19 protein-coding genes and 1 riboswitch are annotated in these 20899 nt (G+C 71.5%); of the genes, 12 read left to right on the top strand and 7 right to left on the bottom strand.

Annotation, left to right across the window (positions count from 1 at the left end; genetic code table 11):
- Window positions 1–192: 192 nt before the first annotated feature.
- Both AB0I45_RS00865 and AB0I45_RS00860 read right to left on the bottom strand, forming a co-directional pair.
- Complete coding sequence (locus tag AB0I45_RS00865; protein WP_137318045.1) at window positions 193–1755, bottom strand: aldehyde dehydrogenase family protein; 1563 nt, start codon at window positions 1753–1755, stop codon at window positions 193–195.
- Between the two features lie 169 nt (window positions 1756–1924).
- Window positions 1925–3097 (bottom strand): FAD-binding oxidoreductase, encoded by a 1173-nt coding sequence (locus tag AB0I45_RS00860; RefSeq protein ID WP_360316062.1) that lies wholly within the window; start codon window positions 3095–3097, stop codon window positions 1925–1927.
- A 317-nt stretch (window positions 3098–3414) separates the two neighbouring features.
- Between AB0I45_RS00860 and AB0I45_RS00855 the strand changes: the two genes are divergently transcribed.
- The 4 genes from AB0I45_RS00855 to AB0I45_RS00840 all read left to right on the top strand — a co-directional run bounded on the left by AB0I45_RS00855 (window position 3415) and on the right by AB0I45_RS00840 (window position 6848).
- Complete coding sequence (locus tag AB0I45_RS00855) at window positions 3415–4338, top strand: LysR family transcriptional regulator (RefSeq protein WP_360316059.1); 924 nt, start codon at window positions 3415–3417, stop codon at window positions 4336–4338.
- Window positions 4339–4537: 199 nt separating this feature from the next.
- Complete coding sequence (locus AB0I45_RS00850) at window positions 4538–5224, top strand: class I SAM-dependent methyltransferase (RefSeq protein ID WP_360316056.1); 687 nt, start codon at window positions 4538–4540, stop codon at window positions 5222–5224.
- A 185-nt stretch (window positions 5225–5409) separates the two neighbouring features.
- On the top strand, window positions 5410–6030 hold the full coding sequence (locus AB0I45_RS00845; RefSeq protein ID WP_247618259.1) for a hypothetical protein: 621 nt from the start codon (window positions 5410–5412) through the stop codon (window positions 6028–6030).
- Window positions 6027–6848, top strand: a complete 822-nt coding sequence (locus tag AB0I45_RS00840) for a class I SAM-dependent methyltransferase (RefSeq protein ID WP_360316053.1) — start codon at window positions 6027–6029, stop codon at window positions 6846–6848. Before AB0I45_RS00845 ends, AB0I45_RS00840 begins: the two co-directional genes overlap by 4 nt.
- Before the next feature lie 192 nt (window positions 6849–7040).
- On the opposite strand, the gene AB0I45_RS00835 is transcribed toward AB0I45_RS00840, so the two are convergent.
- From AB0I45_RS00835 to AB0I45_RS00820, 4 genes are all read right to left on the bottom strand, one after another.
- The gene (locus AB0I45_RS00835) at window positions 7041–7820 is read right to left on the bottom strand and encodes an energy-coupling factor transporter transmembrane component T (RefSeq protein ID WP_101652287.1); all 780 of its coding nucleotides are present in this window, start codon (window positions 7818–7820) and stop codon (window positions 7041–7043) included.
- Window positions 7817–9352 carry an ABC transporter ATP-binding protein gene (locus tag AB0I45_RS00830; RefSeq protein WP_360316050.1) on the bottom strand — a complete coding sequence of 512 codons (1536 nt, stop codon included), beginning with the start codon at window positions 9350–9352 and terminating at the stop codon, window positions 7817–7819. Before AB0I45_RS00830 ends, AB0I45_RS00835 begins: the two co-directional genes overlap by 4 nt.
- A gap of 8 nt (window positions 9353–9360) precedes the next feature.
- Window positions 9361–10107, bottom strand: coding sequence for an ECF transporter S component (locus tag AB0I45_RS00825; RefSeq protein WP_295689885.1), 747 nt, complete (start codon window positions 10105–10107; stop codon window positions 9361–9363).
- A 28-nt stretch (window positions 10108–10135) separates the two neighbouring features.
- Window positions 10136–10240, bottom strand: a riboswitch (TPP riboswitch).
- Window positions 10241–10555: 315 nt separating this feature from the next.
- Entirely contained in the window at window positions 10556–11101 is a 546-nt protein-coding gene (locus AB0I45_RS00820) for a DUF4916 domain-containing protein (RefSeq protein WP_137318037.1), read from the bottom strand.
- 224 nt (window positions 11102–11325) lie between these two features.
- On the opposite strand from AB0I45_RS00820, the gene AB0I45_RS00815 reads away from it, so the two are divergent.
- The 8 genes from AB0I45_RS00815 (at window position 11326) to proC (ending at window position 19514) form a co-directional block, all read left to right on the top strand.
- A complete protein-coding gene (locus AB0I45_RS00815; RefSeq protein ID WP_247618263.1) occupies window positions 11326–12822 on the top strand; it encodes an MmgE/PrpD family protein in 1497 nt (498 codons plus the stop codon).
- 1 nt (window position 12823) lies between these two features.
- A complete protein-coding gene (prpB, locus tag AB0I45_RS00810; RefSeq protein ID WP_247618264.1) occupies window positions 12824–13729 on the top strand; it encodes a methylisocitrate lyase in 906 nt (301 codons plus the stop codon).
- Window positions 13726–14850 (top strand): bifunctional 2-methylcitrate synthase/citrate synthase, encoded by a 1125-nt coding sequence (locus AB0I45_RS00805; protein WP_295689889.1) that lies wholly within the window; start codon window positions 13726–13728, stop codon window positions 14848–14850. The genes prpB and AB0I45_RS00805 overlap by 4 nt, the downstream gene beginning before the upstream one ends.
- 5 nt (window positions 14851–14855) lie before the next feature.
- Entirely contained in the window at window positions 14856–15626 is a 771-nt protein-coding gene (locus AB0I45_RS00800; RefSeq protein ID WP_360316044.1) for an enoyl-CoA hydratase/isomerase family protein, read from the top strand.
- A 303-nt stretch (window positions 15627–15929) separates the two neighbouring features.
- Entirely contained in the window at window positions 15930–16400 is a 471-nt protein-coding gene (locus AB0I45_RS00795) for a DUF3592 domain-containing protein (protein WP_137318033.1), read from the top strand.
- A gap of 198 nt (window positions 16401–16598) precedes the next feature.
- On the top strand, window positions 16599–17579 hold the full coding sequence (locus AB0I45_RS00790) for a Ppx/GppA phosphatase family protein (protein WP_137318032.1): 981 nt from the start codon (window positions 16599–16601) through the stop codon (window positions 17577–17579).
- Between the two features lie 148 nt (window positions 17580–17727).
- Window positions 17728–18702: a sugar phosphate isomerase/epimerase gene (locus tag AB0I45_RS00785; protein ID WP_137318031.1), complete on the top strand. Its 975-nt coding sequence runs from the start codon at window positions 17728–17730 to the stop codon at window positions 18700–18702.
- Window positions 18699–19514 (top strand): pyrroline-5-carboxylate reductase, encoded by an 816-nt coding sequence (proC, locus tag AB0I45_RS00780; RefSeq protein WP_137318030.1) that lies wholly within the window; start codon window positions 18699–18701, stop codon window positions 19512–19514. Before AB0I45_RS00785 ends, proC begins: the two co-directional genes overlap by 4 nt.
- 175 nt (window positions 19515–19689) lie before the next feature.
- On the opposite strand, the gene AB0I45_RS00775 is transcribed toward proC, so the two are convergent.
- Window positions 19690–20622, bottom strand: a complete 933-nt coding sequence (locus tag AB0I45_RS00775; RefSeq protein WP_360316037.1) for a hypothetical protein — start codon at window positions 20620–20622, stop codon at window positions 19690–19692.
- Window positions 20623–20899: the final 277 nt, after the last annotated feature.

Below are 20899 nucleotides of genomic sequence, written 5' to 3'. Positions count from 1 at the left end.
GGGAACCGCACTGGAGTGACCCTGGAATCGTGGAACCGCACTGGAATGACCCGGTAACCGGGGAACCGCACTGGAATGCCCCGGGAGCCCCGCCTACCCGGGAACCGGGAGCCCCCCTACCCGGGAACGGGGCAACCGCGCCCGCCTGCCCGGGGACAGGGCAACCGCGCCCGCCTACCCGGGAACCTCGGCTCAGAGGAACTCGACGCCCTGGGCCAGCGGCAGCTCACCGGAGTAGTTGACGGTGTTCGTCGCCTGGCGCATGTAGGCCTGCCAGGAGTCGGTGCCGGACTCGCGCCCGCCGCCGGTCTCCTTGTTGCCGCCGAACGCCCCGCCGATCTCCGCACCCGAGGTGCCGATGTTGACGTTCGCGATCCCCGTGTCCGAGCGGGCGATGAACCGCTCCGCCTCGGACAGGTCGGAGGTGAACACCGCCGAGGACAGCCCCTGCGGCACCGCGTTGTTGAGCTCGATCGCAGCATCGAAGTCGGTGTACTCCATGACGTAGAGGATCGGCGCGAAGGTCTCGTCCTCGACGATCTCCGTCTGACCCGGCATCCGCACGACGGCGGGCTCGACGTAGTAGGCGTCGGCCGCGGCATCGGCGAGCACGCGGGTGCCGCCGCACAGCACCTCGCCGCCCTGCGCCTGTGCGGCTTCGAGCGAGGCCTGCATCTTCTCGTAGGACGCCTGGTTGACGAGCGGTCCGACGAGCACGCCCTCGGCGGTCGGGGAGCCGATGCTCAGCGTGCCGTAGGCGGCGACGATCTTGTCGACGAGCTCGCCGGCGATGTCGGAGTGGACGATGAGGCGGCGCAGCGTCGTGCAGCGCTGACCGGCGGTGCCGGCGGCGGCGAACACGACGCCGCGCAGCGCCAGATCGATGTCCGCGCTCGGGGTGACGATCGCGGCGTTGTTGCCGCCGAGCTCGAGCAGCGAGCGGCCGAACCGCTGCGCCACCCGCGGGCCGACCTCGCGGCCCATCCGCACCGAGCCGGTCGCCGACAGGAGCTCGACGCGCGGATCGTCGACGAGCGCCTCGCCGATCGCGCGCTCGCCGACGAGCAGCCCGTTGAGGCCGGCCGGGCCGCCCTTCTCCTCGATCGCGCGGGTCAGCAGCGCGTTCGCCCCGACCGCCGACAGCGTGGACACCTCCGAGGGCTTCCACACCACGGAGTCGCCGCAGATCAGGGCGAGCGCGGTGTTCCACGAGTAGACGGCGACGGGGAAGTTGAAGGCGGAGATGATGCCGACCACGCCGAGCGGGTGCCAGGTCTCCATGAGCCGGTGGCCGGGCCGCTCGCTCGGCAGGGTCTTGCCGAACAGCTGCCGGGACTGGCCGACGGCGAGCTCGCAGATGTCGATCATCTCCTGCACCTCGCCCGCAGCCTCGGACGGGGTCTTCCCGGCCTCGAGGGTGACGAGCTTGGCGAGGTCCTCCTTGTGCTCGGTGAGGAGCTGGCCCCAGCGCTGAACGACCATGCCGCGCACCGGGGCGGGCACGTCGCGCCAGGCGAGGAACGCCTCGTGCGCCTTCCCGATCGTGTCTGTCGCGGACTCCGCGGTGTCCGCGGCCATCTGCCCGAGCACCTGGCCGGTGATCGGGGAGCGGAGCGTGATCGTGGACGACGCCTCGGCGCCGCCGGCGAGCAGCGCGTCGAGGTCGGCGCCGCACGCGGACAGGCCGCTGCGGGCGAGGTCGATGATCGCGTCCTCGGTGGGGAGGGCGGTCGTCGTGGAGTCGGGAGCGGTCATGGTGTGTCCTCTCTGGAGCGGTGTGCTCACGGTCGTGGAGCGGTCTGCTGTCATCGTGTCATGGCTCACAGGGAGCCGGTTCGGGGTGCGGGATCACCGGCGCCGAGGTGCCCTGCCGGTGGGGCCGGGCCGGCGCCGAGGTGCCCCGCGGCTCGGCCGACCCGGGCGCTCACACGATGTTGAGCTCGACGCGGAGCTCATCGGTGCTGAAGCGGCCGACGCCCATCGGGCTGACGTCGACGAAGGGCTGTCGGCCCAGGTAGAGGTCGCGCATGACCTCGCCGACGGCCGGGCCCTGGAGGAAGCCGTGGCCGGAGAACCCGCAGGCGTAGAGGAAGCCGCTGACCTCCTCGGCCGAGCCGATGAGTGCGTTGTGGTCCGGGGTGCACTCGTAGAGGCCGGCCCAGCCGCTGCGCACGCACACGTCCTCGAGCGCGGGGGCGCGGCGGCTGATGAGCCCGGACAGGTGCTCCGCCCACTCGGGGTCGCGGTGCATGTCGAACTCGCGCACGTCAGCGACCTCGGGTGCGCCCATGAGCAGTCCGTCGCCCTCGGAGTGGAAGTAGAACGAGGTGGAGAAGTCGATGGTGAACGGCAGCGACCGGGCGTCGAAGTCGACCGGCTCGGTGACCATGATCTGGCGACGCAGCGGCGTCACCGGCAGCTCGACGCCGGCCATCGCCCCGAGTGCCTGCGACCACACGCCGGCGGCGCACACCACGGTGTCCGTGGCGATCGGCCCGCGGCTCGTCTCCACCCCGGTGACCGCGCCGTCCTCCACGACGATGTCGGTGACCTCGGTGTGCTTGCACACGGTGACCCCGCGACGGCGGGCGGCGCGGGCGAACCCGGCGACGGCCGCCTCGGGCGTGCAGTGGGCGTCCTCCGGGTTGAAGGCCCCGGCGACCAGGCCGGTGGTGCTGATGATCGGGGACAGGGCGGCCGCCTCGGCGACGGAGACCATCCGCGAGGCCTGACCGAGCGACTGCTGGAGCGCGACATTGCGCTCGAAGGCGGCCGCGTCCTCGTCATTGTCGAGGAGGAACAGGTAGCCGCTCGTGACGAGGTCGATGTCGTGGTCGAAGTCGGTGGTGAATCGGCGGAACGTCTCGAGGCTGCGTGCCCCGAGGGCGATGTTGACCTCGTCGGAGAACTGCGAGCGGAGCCCGCCGGCCGCCTTCGAGGTCGAGCCGCTGCCGAGCTCGTCGCGTTCGACGAGGACGACGTCCTCGACTCCGGCCTCGGCGAGGTAGTGCGCTGTGGCCGCGCCCATGATGCCGCCGCCGATGACGACGACGGAGGCATGGGACGGGGCCACCTGGGGTGTCGATCCCGTGGTCATCGGTCCTCCCGCTGTGAAGGGAACTGTGCGCGGCGACCGGGTGCGGTCGTGCGCTGCTCGGATCCCGTGCGGTGACCGGAGATCCGTGGTGCACAGCGATCCATGCCGCCCGGAGCCGTCTCCTGTGACGGAGATCACTGTTCCTTCATCGTGCGGTCTCGGCGAGGTTCAGACAAGCGATAGAACGTCAACAGTGCTATCAGTGATACTGAATCGCGCATAGGATTGATGCAGGGTCGGCTGGTGGGCGGTGGCCGGTGGGCAGTCCCCGTGCCGACGATAGGGTGTCGCCCCCTGGGTGGTCAGGAGGAGCGGGGATGGCGCAGAGCACGATGCAGGGCTCGATGAACTGGACTCTCGGCCAGCTGCGGACCTTCGTCGCGGTGGCCGACCACGGCACGATGACCGCTGCCGCCCGAGTGCTCGGCTACACGCCCGGGGCGGTGAGCCAGCACATGAGTGCCCTGCGGCGGGTCGTGGGCACCGACCTCGTCGTGCAGTCCGGCCGCGGGCTCGCGCTCACCGAGACCGGGCAGCTGCTGCTCGGCCGGGCGCGCGCCGTGCTCGCCGCCGAGGAGCAGGCGGCCCAGGCGGTGCGCGGACGGGTGGAGGGCAGTCTTCACGGGGTGACGCTCGGGGTGTTCGGCTCCGCCTCGGTCGTGGCCTTCGGCCCGGCGGCCGCCAAGCTCTCCGGCTCCGGCATCAGCCTGCAGGCGCGCGAGGTCGACGTCGAGGTCATGCAGTCGGCCGTGCTCGAGGGCCGGATCGACGTGGGCATCGGGATCGACTACCCGTCCTCGCCGCTCGCCCCGCAGCGTGGTCTCCTCATGCACACCATGCGCTCCGAGCGGTTCGGCGTCGTGGCCGCCGCCCACCTCCCCGACCCCACCGTGGAGGAGCTCGCCACCGCGTCCTGGATCCTGCCGCGCAACGAGTCGACCTTCGGCCGCGCGATGCGCTTCGCGTGTGCGGAGCTCGGCTTCGCGCCGCGCGAATCCCACATCGTCGTCGACTCCGCGGTGGCGCTCGCGATGGTCGGCAGCGGAATGGGCTACACGCTCGCGACCCCGGTGATGATGTCGCTCGCGCCGAGCACCGCGCGCCTGGTCCCGGGGATCACCGCCGGCGGCCGGCGGATCGTCATCATGGTGCACGAGCGGATGGCCGAGCAGCCGGCGATCGCCCACGTCGTCGACGTGCTCGGCGAGGTCTTCACCGAGCTCAGCCTCGCCGCCGACTGACCCGCGGCGCCCACCCGGCCCGAGGCTAGGGCGGGTTTGGCCTGGGTCGCGTGCGGCCTGGGTTGCCTGGGTTGAGGTCAACCCGAGGTGAGGGCGGCCTGGGTTGAGGGCGGGAAAGGGCGAGGGCAGGACGGGGCGCCGTGCGCAGCCGGCCCGCACGTCCCTCGGCGGTGTCCGCGGGAGTCCGTAGGATGGCGCCATGAGCTACACGCACATGTGGGACGAGATGCGGGAGCGGGACCCAGAGCACTCCGCGCGCTACGCCCAGCGCTGGCGGGACCTCGCCGCCCAGGGGCTCGACCTCGACGGGGAGGCGCGGTTCGTCGACGCGCTCGCCGAGCGCGGCAGTCGGATCCTCGACGCCGGCTGCGGCACCGGCCGGGTGGGCGGATACCTCGCCGAGCGCGGTCACGAGGTCGTCGGCGTCGACCTCGACGACTACCTCATCGCCGAAGCGCAGGAGACCTATCCCGGCGCGGACTGGTACGTCGGGGACCTCGCCCGCTTCGATTTCGCCGCGCTCGACGAGGGGCGGGACATGCGGGACCTCGGTGCACATGCCTCCACCGACCTCCTCGGACGACCGGAGGCCGCCCCGGAGAGCGACCGGCCCGGCTTCGACGTCATCGTCTCCGCCGGCAACGTCATGACCTTCCTCGACCCGACCAGCCGCTCGGCGGTGATGGGCAATCTCGCCGGTGCGCTGCGCCCCGACGGCAGGCTCGTGTGCGGGTTCGGGGCCGGCCGCGGCTACGACTTCGACGACTTCGACGCCGACCTCGCCGCCGCCGGGCTCACGCTGGTCCAGCGCTTCTCGACATGGACGCTGCGCCCCTTCACCGACCCGGGCGACTTCCTCGTCGCGATCGCCACCCCCGGACGTTGAGCGCGCCGGAAGCCCGCACGAGCAGCCGCCGCGCCTGCTGGGCGGCTCCCGCGGCTCCTGCACCGCAGCCTGCAGCATCCCGACCCGCAGTGCCCATCCCGGGGCGCCCGTCCCCCGGCTCCCAGCGCCCGGCCCACAGTGTCCGTCCCACGACGCCTCTCCCACTCCACGGAGGACCGCACGCCATGACCACCCGGCCCGGCAGCACCGCCGCCATCGAATCCGCCACCGGCCTGCCGTGGTCGGAGATCAGCGCCGCCCTCGATGCCGCCGGCGGTGCGGACACCGATCACGCCGGGCTCGCCGCGGCCGCCCACACGCTGTTCCGGGGGAAGGTCGACAACGCCGGCTGGTGGGCGCAGAGCGCCGCCGTCGCCTTTGAGCAGCAGATCGGCCGCCGCCTCCCGGGCCAGGTGAGCGACGGCACCTTCCAGGTCAGCGTGTCGAAGACACTGCCCGGCGACCCCGCACAGGTGCTCGCCGCCGTCGAAACCCTCATGGCCGGCCGCACCGGGCTGGGTGGGGTCGACTTCGCGGAGGAGCCCACCACCTCGGGCACGGAGAAGTGGCAGTACTGGCGGGCGAAGCTCGCCGACGGCACCCGCGTGACCGCGACGATCGGCGCCAAGGCCCCGACCCGCGATCGGAAGCAGGCCGAGGGCGCAGCGGGCGAATCCGGCCGGGAGGCTGTCCGCAGTGCGGATGTGCGGAGCACTGCGGCCTTCCAGATCAGCAGACTGGGCAGCGCAGGCGCCGTCGAGGAATGGCGGGCCTGGTTCAAGGACCTGCTGAAGGAGCTGCGATGAGCGCACAGCCGAAGTACACCCACGGGTACGAGGAGTCGGTGATCCGTTCCCACTCGTGGCGCACCGCGCAGCGCTGCGCACCGGACCTGCTCGCACGCCTCGAGCCCGGGATGCGGATCCTCGACATCGGCTCCGGCGCCGGCACGATCACCTGCGACCTCGCCGGGCACGTGGCGCACGTGACCGCGGTGGAGCGGGCCGAGGAGAGCGCCGCCCTCACCCGTGCGGAGGCGCAGCGGCGCGGCGTCGACATGATCGACGTCGTCGTCGCCGACTGCCATGAGCTGCCCTTCGAGGACGCCTTCTTCGATGCCGTCCACATCCACCAGGTGCTCCAGCACGTCGCGGATCCGGTGACCGCACTCGCCGAGGCGATCCGCGTGGTCCGCCCGGGCGGCACCGTGTCCGTCACGGAATCCGACTACGCCGGCTTCCGCTGGCACCCCGAGTCCCCGGAGATCAGCCGCTGGCTCGAGCTCTACCGGGAGACGGCCCGGCGCAACGGCGGCGAGCCCGATGCCGGGGTGTTCCTCCGCGCCTGGACGAACGCCGCGGCCCCGCGGGTGCTCGGCCACGGGCCGGCCGCGGTCGACTACCTGTCCCGGCCGTGGGTGTTCGCGAACCCGGAGGACTGCGGCTGGTGGTCGCAGACCTGGGCCGACCGCGTCTCACGCACCGCGCTCGCCGAGGACATCGTGGCCTACGGGTTCGCCTCCCAGGAGGAGCTCGAGCGGATCGCCGACGGCTGGCGCAGCTGGTGCGAGGGCCCCGACGCCTGGTTCACCGTCGCCCACAGCGTCGCCCTCATCACCCGCTAGGTCGAACGCGCCCGCCACCCGGGGACCCGCGCCCTCACCTGGCCGCTCACTCGCGCGCCCTCACTGTCGAACTGCGGAGTATCCAGAGCGCGACGCGCAATTGCGCGCCTGCTTTCGGATACTCCGCAGTTCGGTCAGCCGCGCCTCACCGCCCGCGCCGCACCGCCCGCGCCCCCACGCCCCGGGCGCATCTCACACGATGAGGTTCCAGGAGCCCGTCGCGATCGCCGCGCCCACGGCGGTCGCGGCCATGAGCAGTGCCCCGGCGAGGAGCCCGAGGTCGCGCGCGGCGAAGCGCGAGGTCCTGGCCCAGGTGCGGCCCGGGGCCCCGAACGCGCGCCCCTCCATCGCCATCGCCAGGCGGGTGCCGCGACGGATCGCCTGGACCAGGAGGGCGAACATCACCGGGAAGAACGCGCCCAGGTGGGACAGCGGCCCGGAACCGCCGACCCCGCGCGCCCGCCGCGCCATCCGCAGCACCTGCCACTCCGCGATCCACAGGGAGACGAGCCGCCCGGCAGCGAGCGCCGCCAGGGCGAAGCGCTCCGACACGCGGAGCTTCTGGATGAGCCCGTCGGCCAGATCCGTGGGGTCGATCGTGGCGAGGAGCACGACCGCCGGCAGCGCGAGCGCCATGGTGCGCAGGCCGATCGCCGCCCCGGCCGTGAGCGAGTCCGCGGTGAGGAGCACCGGACCGAGGTCGACGACGGTCGCCCCGGTCTTCTCAGCCAACAGCGCAGTGCTCCAGCCGCCGGTGAGCGCGATGATCGGAAGGAACCACGTCCGGCCCACGACGGTGCGCCACGGCAGGCCGGCGAGCGGCAGGAGCGCGAGCTCGAGCAGGAGGAGCACCCCAGCGGACACGACGTCGACGCTGAGCAGGACGGCGAACATGAGGATGAACCCGGCCGCGAGCTTGGTCACCGGGTTGCAGCGCACGAGCGGCGTGGCCCGGGGTGCGAGTGTGCTCATGCCGCGCCCACCGCCGTGCGCGCCCCGACGGGGTGCTCGTGCGCCCCGAGCGCTGCGATGAACGGCTCGTCGTGGGACACGAGCAGGATCCCGGTCCCGCGGTCGAGCTCCGCGGTGAGCAGCAGGCGCAGCCCCTCCCAGGTCGCGGCATCCTGCCCGAACGTGGGCTCGTCGAGGACGAGCAGGGGCGGCGAGCAGGCGAGCATGCACGCCACGGACAGCCGCCGCTTCTCCCCACCGGACAGGGTGTGGGGGTGGGCGCGGGCGAGGTGCGCGAGGCGCAGCACGCCGAGCAGCTCCTCGACCCGGTCCCGGATCCGCGCCTCGGGGAGCCTGGCCCGGTGGAGTCCGAAGGCGAGCTCGGAGGCGACCGAGTCGGTGAGGAACTGGTGCTCGGGCTCCTGGAACACCGAGCCGATGCGGGTGACGAGCTCGCGCGAGCGCCACGCGGCCGGTTCCCGGCGGCGGGGGACCGGCCGGTGGGTGCGGAGCAGCGCGTCGGTCGCCCAGACCGCGCCGGCCGCCGGGCGCAGCAGCCCGCCGAGGGTGAGCGCGGTCGTCGACTTCCCCGCTCCGTTCGGCCCGACGAGCGCGGTCGCCGTGCCGGCGCAGAGCGTGAGGTCGATGCCGCCTGCGACGGGTTCCCGCCGGCCGGGACGGGTGACGGCCAGGTCGCGGGCGGTGAGCAGCGTCTCCCCTCCGGCGGCGGGCCGTCGTGCCGGTGGCGGGGGAGTGCCGGGGATGCGGACGCCTGCGGTGCGCAGCAGGTCGCGGAGCCCGGGGTCGGTGAGGAGGTCCGGGGTGCCATCGGCGACGATCCGCGACCGGTCGAGGACGACGACGCGGTCGACGTGATCGCACCACAGGTCCACCCGATGGTCGACGACGAGGAGCGTGGCCCCGGTGACCGCCTGCGCGCGGAGCGCGGCATCGCGCAGCACCGGAGCCGAGGCGGGGTCGATGTTCGCCGTCGGCTCGTCGAGTGCGATGAGCCCCGGTTCCATCGCGAGCACCCCGGCGAGCGCAAGGCGCTGCTTCTGCCCGCCGGACAGGGTGCGGGTGAGCCGGGCCCGCGCCTCGGCAGCGGCGGCCCCGCCCGGACCGAGGCCGACGGTGTGCAGCGCGGCGTCGACGCGCGGCCAGATGTCCTCGGGGTCGACCCCGAGGTTCTCCATCCCGAAGGCTGCGTCGTCCCCGGCCCGGGCGAGGATCACCTGGGATTCGGGGTCCTGGAGGACGAGCCCGGAGCGGCCGCGAGCCGGATCGGGGCGACGGCCGTCGACGAGCAGCTCCCCGGTGCGGTGCCCGGAGTCGGCCGGCAGCACTCCGGTGAGCGCGTGGAGGAGCGTCGACTTCCCCGAGCCCGATGCGCCGACGAGGAGCACCCGCTGACCGGCGGGCACGGCGAGGTCGATGTCGGTGAGGGCAGGCGCCTTCCGGCCGGCGTGCCGCCAGCCGTAGCCGCGGGCGGTGATGACCGCAGGCCCCCGAGCGGAGCTCACTGCCGGGGCCGGACGGCCGGTGGTGCGCATCGGCCGGCTCACACCTCGGCGGCGGTGCGGCCGGAGGCGAGCGGGGCGAGCACCCCGGTGCGGCGCAGCGCCCGGACCGCCAGCAGGGTGCCGCCCCCGGCGAGCACGAGCCCGGAGACGCCGGCCGCGGCGAGGTAGACGAGCTGCCAGGCCGGCTGCCATTCGGTGTTGTACATGAGGTTCTCGCCGAGGCCCAGGAACAGTCCGGCCCCGAGTCCGGAGAGCAGGGTGACGACCGGTCCGAAGCGGCGGTAGAGCAGGAGGAGGACGACGAGCTCGGCGCCGAGGCCCTGGAGCGCGCCGGAGATGAGGACCTGCATGCCCCACTGGGTGCCGAGCACGGCGGACACGGCGGCGGCGAGGATCTCGCAGTAGAGCGCGGCGCCGGGCCGGCGGATGATCATCGCGCCGAGCGGCCCGGCGAGCACCCACACGCCGGTGAGCAGGCCCGCGGCGGGCGGGAAGGCGAGGAACGGCAGCGAGAGCGTCGACCAGGCCGTCGACCACACCCAGAACACGACGCCCACCGCGACGCCGAGCACCGAGGCGACGACGATGTCGACGACCCGCCAGCGCAGACGGCTCGGCGGCGCGGGGTCCGGTTCCGGGGTGGGCGGATGCGCGTCTGCGCCCGAGGCCGAGGCCGGGGACGGAGCCGTGTCCGCGGGAACTCGGTCGGAGGAGACGGAGTCCGCGGGAGCAGTGTCTGCGGGAACCCGGTCCGCGGGTTCGGGGAATGACGATGACGGTGCCATGGTGGATCCTCCTGTGAATGGCAGGAGGGGATGAAGAGACTCGACTTCCTCCGGCGGTATGAACCGCGTCAGGTTCGAGGGTCTGCGATGCTCGCACTCTCAGCGCCCTGGTGGCGCTCCCCTGTCGTGAGGACGAGCATAGCGCAGAGGTGGGGTCCGTGCAGTCCGTGGGGGACTCGTGGACGGGGGGACCCGTGGACGAGAAGGCCCATGGACGGGAGGACCTATGTATGGGATGACGCATGGACGAACTGCGCGGTATCCGGAACGTGACGCGCAATTGCGCGCTCGGTCTCGGATACCGCGCAGTTCGAGGGGCGGGCTGCGCGCGAGGGCGCCGGGACCTCAGTGCTCAGGCCTCCAGACCACCAGACCTTCAGGCGTTCAAACCTTCAAGCCTTCAGGTCCAGGCGCCTCGGAACCCCAGGCTTCTCAGAACCTCAGAACCTCAGGGAAGGATTCCGAGGTGGGCCAGGGCGGCGCGCACGATGTGCTCCTGGCCGTGGCACATCTCTGCGACGACGTCCTCGCGGATCGCCTCGGCCGGGGTCAGCCAGTCGAGGCTGAGCGCATCGCGGCGCGGGGAGCACTCGCCCTGCACCGGCAGGATGTAGCACAGGGCGACCGCGTGCTGGCGCGGGTCCTGATAGGGCGAGGGCCCCATCTGCGTGGGGAAGTACTCCGCGACGTGGAACGGGGTCAGCGCCGGGGGGATCTGCGGCAGCGCGAGCGGGCCGAGGTCCTTCTCCACATGGCGAACGAGCGCCGAGCGGAGCGGCTCGTGGTAGCGCACCCGGCCGCCGACGATCTCCCGGCCGAGCGAGCCGTCGTCCTCGAGCGTGCGCAGCAGCAGGCCCACCTTCGTCACCTGACCGTGGTCGCCGAGCTGCACCGGCACCGCGTTGACATAGGTGATCGGCATGCGGCGGCGGATGCTCGCGAGCTCGTCCGGTTCGAGCCAGTTGTCGTCGTAGTCGAGTGCGGTGCGCGTCATGGTTTCATGCTGTCACACGCGACCGCCGCGGGGAAGGAAGGCGGTTCCCCTGGGCCCCGGCGGGGTTGCCGAGTCGCCCGCGCACCAAGTATCTTGATATCGAGATACATTGTTGCCCGGAGCACACCCGCCTGCACCCAGGGCATAGAGTGGAAGGGACGGCCGCTCGCCGAACACCCGCGCCCGCCCTGTCCGCGGTCGACGTCGACACGAGGAGAATCTCCATGATCAATCACGAAGTCCGGACCTACAAGAGCTCCGAGGACCTGCCGCGCGAAGAGCAGCTGGCCTGGAAGATCGCCGAGGTCGCCTCCGACCCGGTCGCGGTCGACGCAGACGTCACCGACATGGTCATCAACCGCATCATCGACAACGCCTCCGTCGCGGCCGCCTCGGTTCGGCGCGGTGCCCCCACCCACGCGCGCGAGCAGGCGCAGACCCACCCCACGAAGCCCGGTGCCCCGGTCTTCGGCCTGCAGCTGAGCGAGCGCGTTTCACCGGAGTGGGCCGCATGGGCCAACGGCGTGGCCGTGCGCGAGCTCGACTTCCACGACACCTTCCTCGCCAAGGAGTACTCGCACCCCGGCGACAACATCCCGCCGATCCTCGCCGTCGCCCAGCACGCGGGCATCGGCGGCAAGGACCTCATCAACGGCATCGCCACCGGCTACGAGATCCAGGTCGACCTCGCCAAGGGCATCTGCCTCCACGAGCACAAGATCGACCACGTCGCGCACCTCGGCCCGTCCGCCGCGGCCGGCATCGGCGCGCTCCTCCACCTGCCCACCGAGGTGACCTTCCAGGCCATCCAGCAGGCGCTCCACGTCACCACCGCCACCCGCCAGTCCCGCAAGGGCGAGATCTCGACCTGGAAGGCCCACGCCCCGGCGTTCGCCGGCAAGATGGCCGTCGAGGCCGTCGACCGGGCGATGCGCGGCGAAGGCGCCCCGAGCCCGATCTACGAGGGCGAGGACGGCTTCATCGCCTGGATCCTGTCCGGTCCCGAGGCCCGCTACACCGTGCCGCTGCCGGGCCAGGGCGAGGCCAAGCGCGCGATCCTCGACACCTACACCAAGGAGCACTCCGCGGAGTACCAGGCGCAGGCGCTCATCGACCTCGCCCGCCGGATGGGAGCGCAGATCGAGGACAAGTCGAAGATCCGCAAGATCACCATCCACACCTCGCACCACACCCACAACGTCATCGGCACCGGGGCGAACGACCCGCAGAAGATGGACCCGAAGGCCTCGCGCGAGACCCTCGACCACTCGATCATGTACATCTTCGCCGTCGCGATGGAGGACCAGGGCTGGCACCACGAGAAGTCCTACGCCCCCGAGCGCGCCGGCCGCCCGGAGACCGTCGAGCTGTGGCGCAAGATCGTCACCACCGAGGATCCCGAGTGGACCCGCCGCTACCACTCGACCGACCCGGACGAGATCGCCTTCGGTGGTCGTGTGGTCGTCGAGATGGAGGACGGCTCCGTGATCGAGGACCAGATCGCCGTCGCCGACGCCCACCCGCACGGTGCGCGTCCGTTCGCCCGGGCGAACTACGTCGAGAAGTTCCGCACCCTGGCCGACGGCATCGTGTCCGACGCCGAGCAGGACCGGTTCCTCGACCTCGCCCAGAACCTCGAGAACCTCGGCGCCGACGACGTCGCGCAGCTGAGCTTCGCGGTCGACGGCCTCGAGCACACCGGATCGAAGGGAATCTTCTGAGATGCTCGGAGCCACCACCACACCCGCCGACCGGCGCAGGCGGTTCCGCGAACTGCTCGCCGGCAGTGAGATCGTCCAGTTCCCGGGTGCGATCAACCCGATCAACGCCCAGATCATCGAGCAGATCGGCTTCGAGGGCATCTACATCTCCGGCGGCGCGTTCTCCGCGGCGCAGGGGCTGCCCGACATCGGCCTGACCACGCTCACCGAGGTCGCCGACCACGGCCGGGCGATCTCCCGGGTGACGAACCTGCCGACGTTCATCGACGCGGACACCGGCTGGGGCGAGGCGATGAACGTCGCGCGCACCGTGCAGGAGTTCGAGGACGCCGGCCTGGCCGGCATGCACCTCGAGGACCAGGTCAACCCCAAGCGGTGCGGCCACCTCGACGGCAAGGAGGTCGTGGGCACCGCGGAGATGGTCAAGCGGATCTCCGCGGCCGTCAAGGGTCGGCGGGATGAGAACTTCGTCATCTGCGCCCGCACCGACTCCCGCGCCGGCGAGGGCCTCGACGCCGCGATCGACCGGGCCAAGGCCTACATCGATGCCGGGGCGGACATGATCTTCCCCGAGGCGATGCGCGACCTCGGCGAGTTCGAGACCTTCGCGCAGGCCGTCGACGTGCCGATCCTGGCGAACATGACCGAGTTCGGCAAGAGCGAGCTGTTCACCACCGAGCAGCTCGCCGACGCCGGCGTGCGCCTGGTGATCTACCCGGTCACCACGCTGCGCCTGGCGATGGGCGCGATCAAGTCCGGACTGCAGACGATCCGCGACACCGGCACCCAGGTGACGCTGCTCGACGGCATGCAGACCCGGGCCGACCTCTACGAAACCATCGACTACGCGGCGTACAACGACTTCGACGCCGCCGTCTTCAACTTCTCTCAGGAGGGTCACCAGTGACCGATCAGGACATCAAGAAGGGCCTCGCCGGCGTCGTCGTCGACACGACGAAGGTCTCCAAGGTCGTGCAGGAGACCAACTCGCTGACCTACCGCGGCTACCCCGTGCAGGAGCTCGCCGCGAACTGCTCGTTCGAGGAGGTCGCCTACCTCATCTGGCACGGCGAGCTGCCGACGCCCGAGCAGCTCGCGGAGTTCACCGCCCGGGAGCGCGGCCAGCGCGCGATCGACCAGAAGCTTATCGATCTCATCCTCTCCCTGCCCACCGACTGCCACCCGATGCACGTCGTGCAGACCGCGGCGGCCTACCTCGGCGCCGTGGACCCGGAGGCCGATGTCGAGGGGCCGGAGGCGAACCTCGCCAAGGCCGAGCGGATGTACGCCCAGCTGCCGACGATCGTCGCCGTCGACCACCGCCGTCGCCACGGCCTCGACCCGGTCGCACCGACCGAGGACCTCGGCTACGCGGCCAACTTCTTCAAGATGGTCTTCGACGAGGTGCCGGCCGAGGAGGTCGTGCGCTGCTTCGACGTGTCGATGATCCTCTACGCCGAGCACTCCTTCAACGCCTCGACGTTCACCGCCCGCGTCATCACCTCGACGACCTCGGACATGTACTCCGCGGTCGCCGGTGCGATCGGCGCCCTCAAGGGACCGCTGCACGGCGGTGCCAACGAGGCCGTCATGGCGATGCTCGAGGAGGTCGGCACCGCCGACAAGGCCTCGGCGTGGATCGACAAGGCGCTCGAGAACAAAGAGAAGATCATGGGTTTCGGCCACCGCGTCTACAAGAACGGCGATTCGCGCGTGCCTACCATGCGCAAGGCCTTCGAGGACATGGTCGCGGCCAAGGGCGCGACCGATCTCCTCGACCTGTACAACGCCTTCGAGGAGGACTTCGTCGGGCGCAAGGGGATCTACCCGAACCTCGACTACCCGTCGGGCCCGGCCTACCACCTCATGGGCTTCGACACCCCGCAGTTCACGCCGATCTTCGTCATGGCCCGCATCACCGGCTGGACGGCGCACATCATGGAGCAGCAGGCCTCCAATGCGCTGATCCGCCCGCTGTCGGCCTACGACGGCGAGGAGCAGCGCTCGGTCCCGACGAAGTCGGACTGAGCAGCGTGAACGATCACGCACTGGTCGAGGGTTTCGATCTCACCGTCTCCGGTGGGGTCGGGACCCTCGTCCTGTCCCGCCCGGCCAAGCGCAATGCGCTCTCGCGCGAGATGTGGCTGGCGCTGCCGGACATCATGGCCGCGATCGACGCCGACCCCGGGATCGAGGTGCTCATCCTCACCGGGGCCGGCGGGCACTTCTCCGCCGGGTCCGACATCGGGGACCTCGATGTGCCGCTGGCGGACTTCTGGGCGGCGAACGCCGAGGCCGAGGAGGCGCTCGCCGCCGTGGATGTCCCGACGATCGCCGCGATCGAGGGCAACTGCGTGGGCGGCGGCACCGAGCTCGCCGCGGCCTGCGACGTCCGGATCGCGGCACCCGGAACGATCTACGGGGTCACCGCCGCGAAGCTCGGACTCGTCTACCCGCCCGGACCCACTCGGCGGCTCGCCGGGATCATCGGGGATGCCTGGGCGACGTACTTCCTGCTCACGGCGGAGATCGTCGATTTCGACCAGGCGCTCAACCTCGGGTTCATCCATCGGGTGAGCGACACCCCGCTCGACACGGCACGGGAGATGGCGGCGACGATCGCCGGCCGCTCCGCGCTGAGCCAGACCGGGGCCAAGCGGATCCTGCGCGGCGAGGACCCGGATCCCGCAGCCGGCGGATGGCTGGCCGAGGCGTATGCGAGCGAGATCGTCCGCGGACAGGAGGGCTTCTTCGCCAAGCAGCCCCCCGATTTCACCTTCACCCGCCACGACTGGCGCTCCTGAAGCCGGGATCCCGCAAGACCATTCCAGACCTCAATTTTCGAAGGTTTCTGAGAGCGGATCCGCCAGAGTTCGCAAGGTCAGATTGCCGTGAGGGGCGCGTGCGCGGTGCGTACCGCAGTGCATCGCTGCAGACTCGCCGTACCGCGGGGTATCCGAAAGTCGACGCGCAATTGCGCGCCGCGAATCGGATACTCCGCAGTTCGGCGCAGCTTCGGCCGGGCGCAGCTTCGGTCTGGCGACCCGCGCCTCGGCGACCTGTGCCTCGGTGTCCCGCTCCCCATTGACCATCCGTAGACTGAGCCCATGATGCGACGCCCTCCGACCGAGGCCCGCCGCCGCGGGACGAGCGTCGGCCTTATCCTCGCGTTCTACGGCATCGCCGCCGCGCTCACGCTCATTGCCGCCGCGATCACCTTCGCCGCGCTCAGCGCGCGGGAAGTGGGCGCCGTCGAAACCACCGGCACGATCACCGCGAGCGAGGAGCGCCGGGTGCACGACAGCGTCGGCCCGCCGCGCACCGTGCATCGACCGACCATCGAGTTCACCGACGAGTCCGGCACCCGTCACACGATCCGCGGGGATGACCAGGGTCGGCCGGCGACCGTGGGGGACCCTGCCATCGTCCACTACCACCCCGACGATCCCGCCGACGCATGGCATGCGGACAAGCGCAACGAGATCGTAATCCCGTTCATCATCCTCCTCTTCACCGCCGGGTTCGTCATCGCCGGCCTTGTCCACCTCCTCAAGGAGCTCCTCCGGCGCAGCCGCTGAACCCGGATGCTCCGAACTGCGCGGTATCCGAAAGCCGACGCTCAATTGCGCGCCTCGATTCGGATACTCCGCAGTACGAGCACGAGGCGCGCCCATGCCCCCGTCCCGCCCGCGCTCCCGCCCCCGCTCCCGCTCCCGCTCCCGACCGCATGCCAGTCCGCGGTCCGCGTCCCCGCACCCTGCCAGTAGACTGACCTCGTGCGCCTCGCAGTCCTCGACATCGGATCCAACAGCGTCCACCTCCTCGTGGTCGACGCCCGGGTGGGAGCCCCACCCCTGCCCGCGACCTCCCACAAGGAGGTCCTCCGCCTCGCCGAGCACCTCAAGGACGACGGCTCGATCTCCGGCTACGGCCAGAACCGACTCGTCGAGTTCTGCCGCGAGGCGATCACCGTCGCCGAGGAGCAGGGCTCCGAGCAGATCCTCGCCTTCGCCACCTCGGCGATCCGCGGCGCCCCCAACGGCGAGGAGACGATCGCCCGGATCCGCGAGGAGTCGGGGATCACCCTCAACGTCATGAGCGGCGAGGAGGAGGCACGCATCACCTTCCTCGCCGTCCGCCGCTGGTTCGGCTGGTCGGCCGGCAGCATCCAGCTCCTCGACATCGGCGGCGGCTCCCTCGAGATCGCCGCCGGCATGGACGAGTACCCCGACGCAGCGCTGTCCGTGCCGCTGGGCGCCGGCCGCATGCACTCGCGCTTCCTGTCCGCAGACACTCCGAGCGCCGACGACATCGACGCCCTGCGCCGGCACGCCCGCCACACGATCGGCCGCGTGGCCGGCGAGATCAACCGGGTGGGCCGGCCGGAGAAGGTCGTCGGCTCCTCGAAGACGTTCCGCTCGCTCGCCCGGATCGGCGGGGCGGCGGCGAGCAGCGAGGGCATCTACGCGCCGCGGATGCTGCGCCGCGCGGACCTGCCCGACATCATCGAGGCGCTCGCGAGCCGCAGCCCCAAGGAGCGGGCCGAGCTGCCGGGCGTCTCCCTGGCCCGCGGCGGCCAGGTGCTCGCCGGGGCGATCGTCGCCGAGGCGGCATTCACGATCTTCGGGATCGAGGAGATGCACATCTCGCCGTGGGCGCTGCGCGAGGGCATCATCATGCGCAAGCTCGATCTGCTCGACACCTCGGAGGAGATCTCGCTCCCGGGCGTCCCCGCGACCGAGGTCCTCACCGACTGAACCCGACCGTCGCCGAGGCGCGGGCGCGGTCCGCATCACGGAGTCGCCCGCGTGCCCCGGCGGGCGGGACCGGGCGCTGACGACTGCCTGCACCCCCGTGCTCCGCCCGAGCCCTGCGCCGGCCGGTCCGGGGGCTAGACTCGGTGCCGTGAGTGCGAAGAAGCGATCCCCCCGCAAGGTGCTGACCAAGAAGAACTCGGCGCGCGCCGACTCGCGCCAGCACCGTGAGCAGCTCGCGCGGAACCCGGTCTACGAGCACGACCGCACCCACGTCTCCGACCACCCGATCCGGGTGGGCCTCTCGACCTCCTCCGTCTACCCGATGACGGTGACCGAGGTGTTCGGCACCGCCCAGCGCCTGGGCTACGACGGCGTCGAGGTGATGATCACGAACAACGCCGAGACCCAGGACGTCGACCTCATGCGCGGCCTCACCGCGCAGACCGGGCTGCCGGTGATGTCGCTCCACGCCCCCACCCTGCTCTTCATGCCGCGCGTCCTCGACAAGGACCACTGGGTCAAGCTGCGCCGGACCTGCGAGATGGCGAAGGAGGTGGGCGCGCGCTCCGTCGTCGTCCACCCGCCGTTCCGCTGGCAGGGCGAGTACGCCAAGGGGTTCGTGCCCGGCGTGCGGGAGCTGTCGAAGGAGACCGGGATGATCCTCGCGGTGGAGAACATGTACCCGTGGCGCGCCGGCGTGCGCGAGGTGCTCGTCTACTACCCGGACTGGAATCCGCTCGACGAGGACTACGACGCGATGACCTTCGACTTCTCCCACGCCGCGACGGCCGGGATGAACGCGCTCGAGACCGTCGCCGGCATCATCGACCGCCTCGCCCACGTCCACCTCACCGACGGCGCCGGCTCCCTCAAGGACGAGCACCTGGTGCCCGGCCGCGGCACGATGCCCGTCGCGGAGACCCTCCAGCACCTCGCCAAGCACAACTGGTCCGGCGACGTCATCGTCGAGGTCAACACCCGGTTCGCCCGCAAGAAGTCCACGCGCGAGGAGATGCTCGCCGAATCCCTCGCGTTCGCCCGCAAGCACCTGGGACTCGATGCCGCTCAGGCGCGAGCCGAGTCGGGGGGATCGGCCGTGACCGCAGACGAGGAGAACGCATGACCATCGCATTCATCGGCACCGGATCCATGGGCGGGGCGCTGCTCGCCGGCGTGCTCCGCGGGGACACCGATCCGGCATCGATCATCGCCACCACGCAGTCCCGCGAGTCCGCCCGGCGGCTCCACGACGAGCTCGGGGTGCGGACCACCGCGGTCGAGGACGACGCGGAGGCCAACCGCGGTGCGGCGGCCGAGGCCGACTACGTGTTCCTCGGGGTCAAGCCCTGGCTCATGGCCGACACGCTCGCCGAGATCACCGACGCCCTGCGCCCGGGCACGATCCTCGTGTCCATGGCCGCCGGGGTGTCGCTCGCGCAGCTCGCCGAGGGGTCCGGCGGCGCGCCGGTCATCCGGGTCATGCCGAACACGCCGAGCGGGATCGGCCACGGGGTCATCGCGCTCGCCGCCACCGCAGACGTCCCGGAGGACGCCGTGACCGAGGTGTCGGAACTGCTCGCCGGGGCCGGTGACGTCGTGCCGATGACCGAGGACGAGCTGCAGACGATGATCGGGCTGTCCGGTTCCGGCGTGGCGTACTTCTTCCTCCTCGCCGAGGAGCTCGTCGCGGCCGGCATCGCCCAGGGGATGAGCCCGGACATGGCGCGGCGGATCGTCGTCGGCACCGCCAGCGGGGCCGGCCGCCTGCTCGAGGACACCCCGGATCCCCGGAAGCTGCGCACCGCGGTGACGAGCAAGGGCGGCACCACGCACGCCGCGATCACCTCGTTCGCCGCCGACGACTTCTCAGCGATCGTCGAGCGCGCCGCCCGCGCTGCCTCCGCCCGGGCCCGGGAGATGGAATCCGGCGACTGATCGCACGGCTGCGGCCGCGGCGCCGGTAACCCATCCACCTGACGCGTGTGCTCGAACCCTCCGTCGACCTGCCATGTGTGCTCGCCGGAGGGCTCGATCATCGAGCGCATGTGCCAGGTCGATGATGCACAGGTGGCTGGTCGGCGTACCGGAGCATGACCTGTTCCAGGGCACCTCACACCGGGACTGCACGCAGTTCGAGAGCCTCCCGGACCTCCCGGCAGAACCGTGCCGCCGAAGTGCGCCGCGTGATCCGGATGACGATCCATCCGTGCCGGACGAGCGCGCCGTAGCGTTCGATGTCGCGATCCCACTGCGATTCGTCGAGCCGGTGCTGAGGGCCTTCGTACTCGATCGCGATCCGCGGCCCGACGTACGCCATGTCCGGGTGGATCACAGCGGGGAGGCTCGGCAGCCGTACTGCGGGTGCCACCTCGGGCTCGGGCAGCCCCGCGGCGACGATTGCGAGCCGTGTCCGCGTCTCTCCCGGGGACCGGACACCGGCACGCGCTCTCGCCAGGGCGTCGAGCGCGGTGCGCCGACCCCGGTAGCGGCGGCGACCGGTGAGCAGGGAACGCAGTTCATCCACGGTGAGATCCGGGGTGTCCTGCCAGGTGCCGAGCAGCGCGTCGAAGACCGCGACGAGGTCACCGGCGGGCAGGTGACCGGCGAGCTCGTGCACCACCAGGTCCCCGCGGTTGATGTGCACGCCGCAATGCCCGCGCGGTTCGAGGTGCCGGCTCTCGTGTCCGACGACTCCGGGCCGGCGGAGAGGACGGGTGCCGTGCGGGACGGTGACGTGGAGGAGCGCCTCGGATCCATAGGGGGTCGGGAGACCGAGGAGGAGGGCGGCGGTCGTGTGGGATCCGATGGCATCGGGTCGCACGGTCTGCAGCGCGGCCAGCCGCTGCCGCACCTCAACCCATGTCGGGCCCGCCCACCGGGGAGCATTGACGACGCTGGAGCGGCCTGCGTCCTCGTAGACTCCGCGGTGGATGCGCGTGGCGCCGCGCGAATGCGTCAGCTGATATCGGGACAGACCGTGCTCGGCGCGGTCGGTGGAGCGGAACAGCGCCGGCAGTTCGATGCGCTTCGGTGAGGCGGACATGGCGACAATGATGTGCGGAACCAGCCCCTGACGCGCAGGGCGCGGCCGAGGTGTGGACGACGGCTGGCGATCCACAGCCTGCCACTCGCACCGGTCACCCTGCCATCCACAGCCGGCCCTCGCACCAGCCGATCGACCCGCGGCCCGGGACTCAGTCCATTCGGTGCGCCATCGACCTGCCGTTTCTGCTCTATCCGGTCATCGACCTGTCACTTATGCCCGTTCTCCGGGCCGTTCGTCGAGCACAACCGGCAGGTCGACGGGGGGTTCGAGCACA

The sequence above is a fragment of the Brevibacterium sp. NPDC049920 genome, assembly GCF_040656435.1.
Lineage (GTDB): Bacteria > Actinomycetota > Actinomycetes > Actinomycetales > Brevibacteriaceae > Brevibacterium > Brevibacterium pityocampae.
This window is presented reverse-complemented; position numbering and strand designations above follow the sequence as displayed.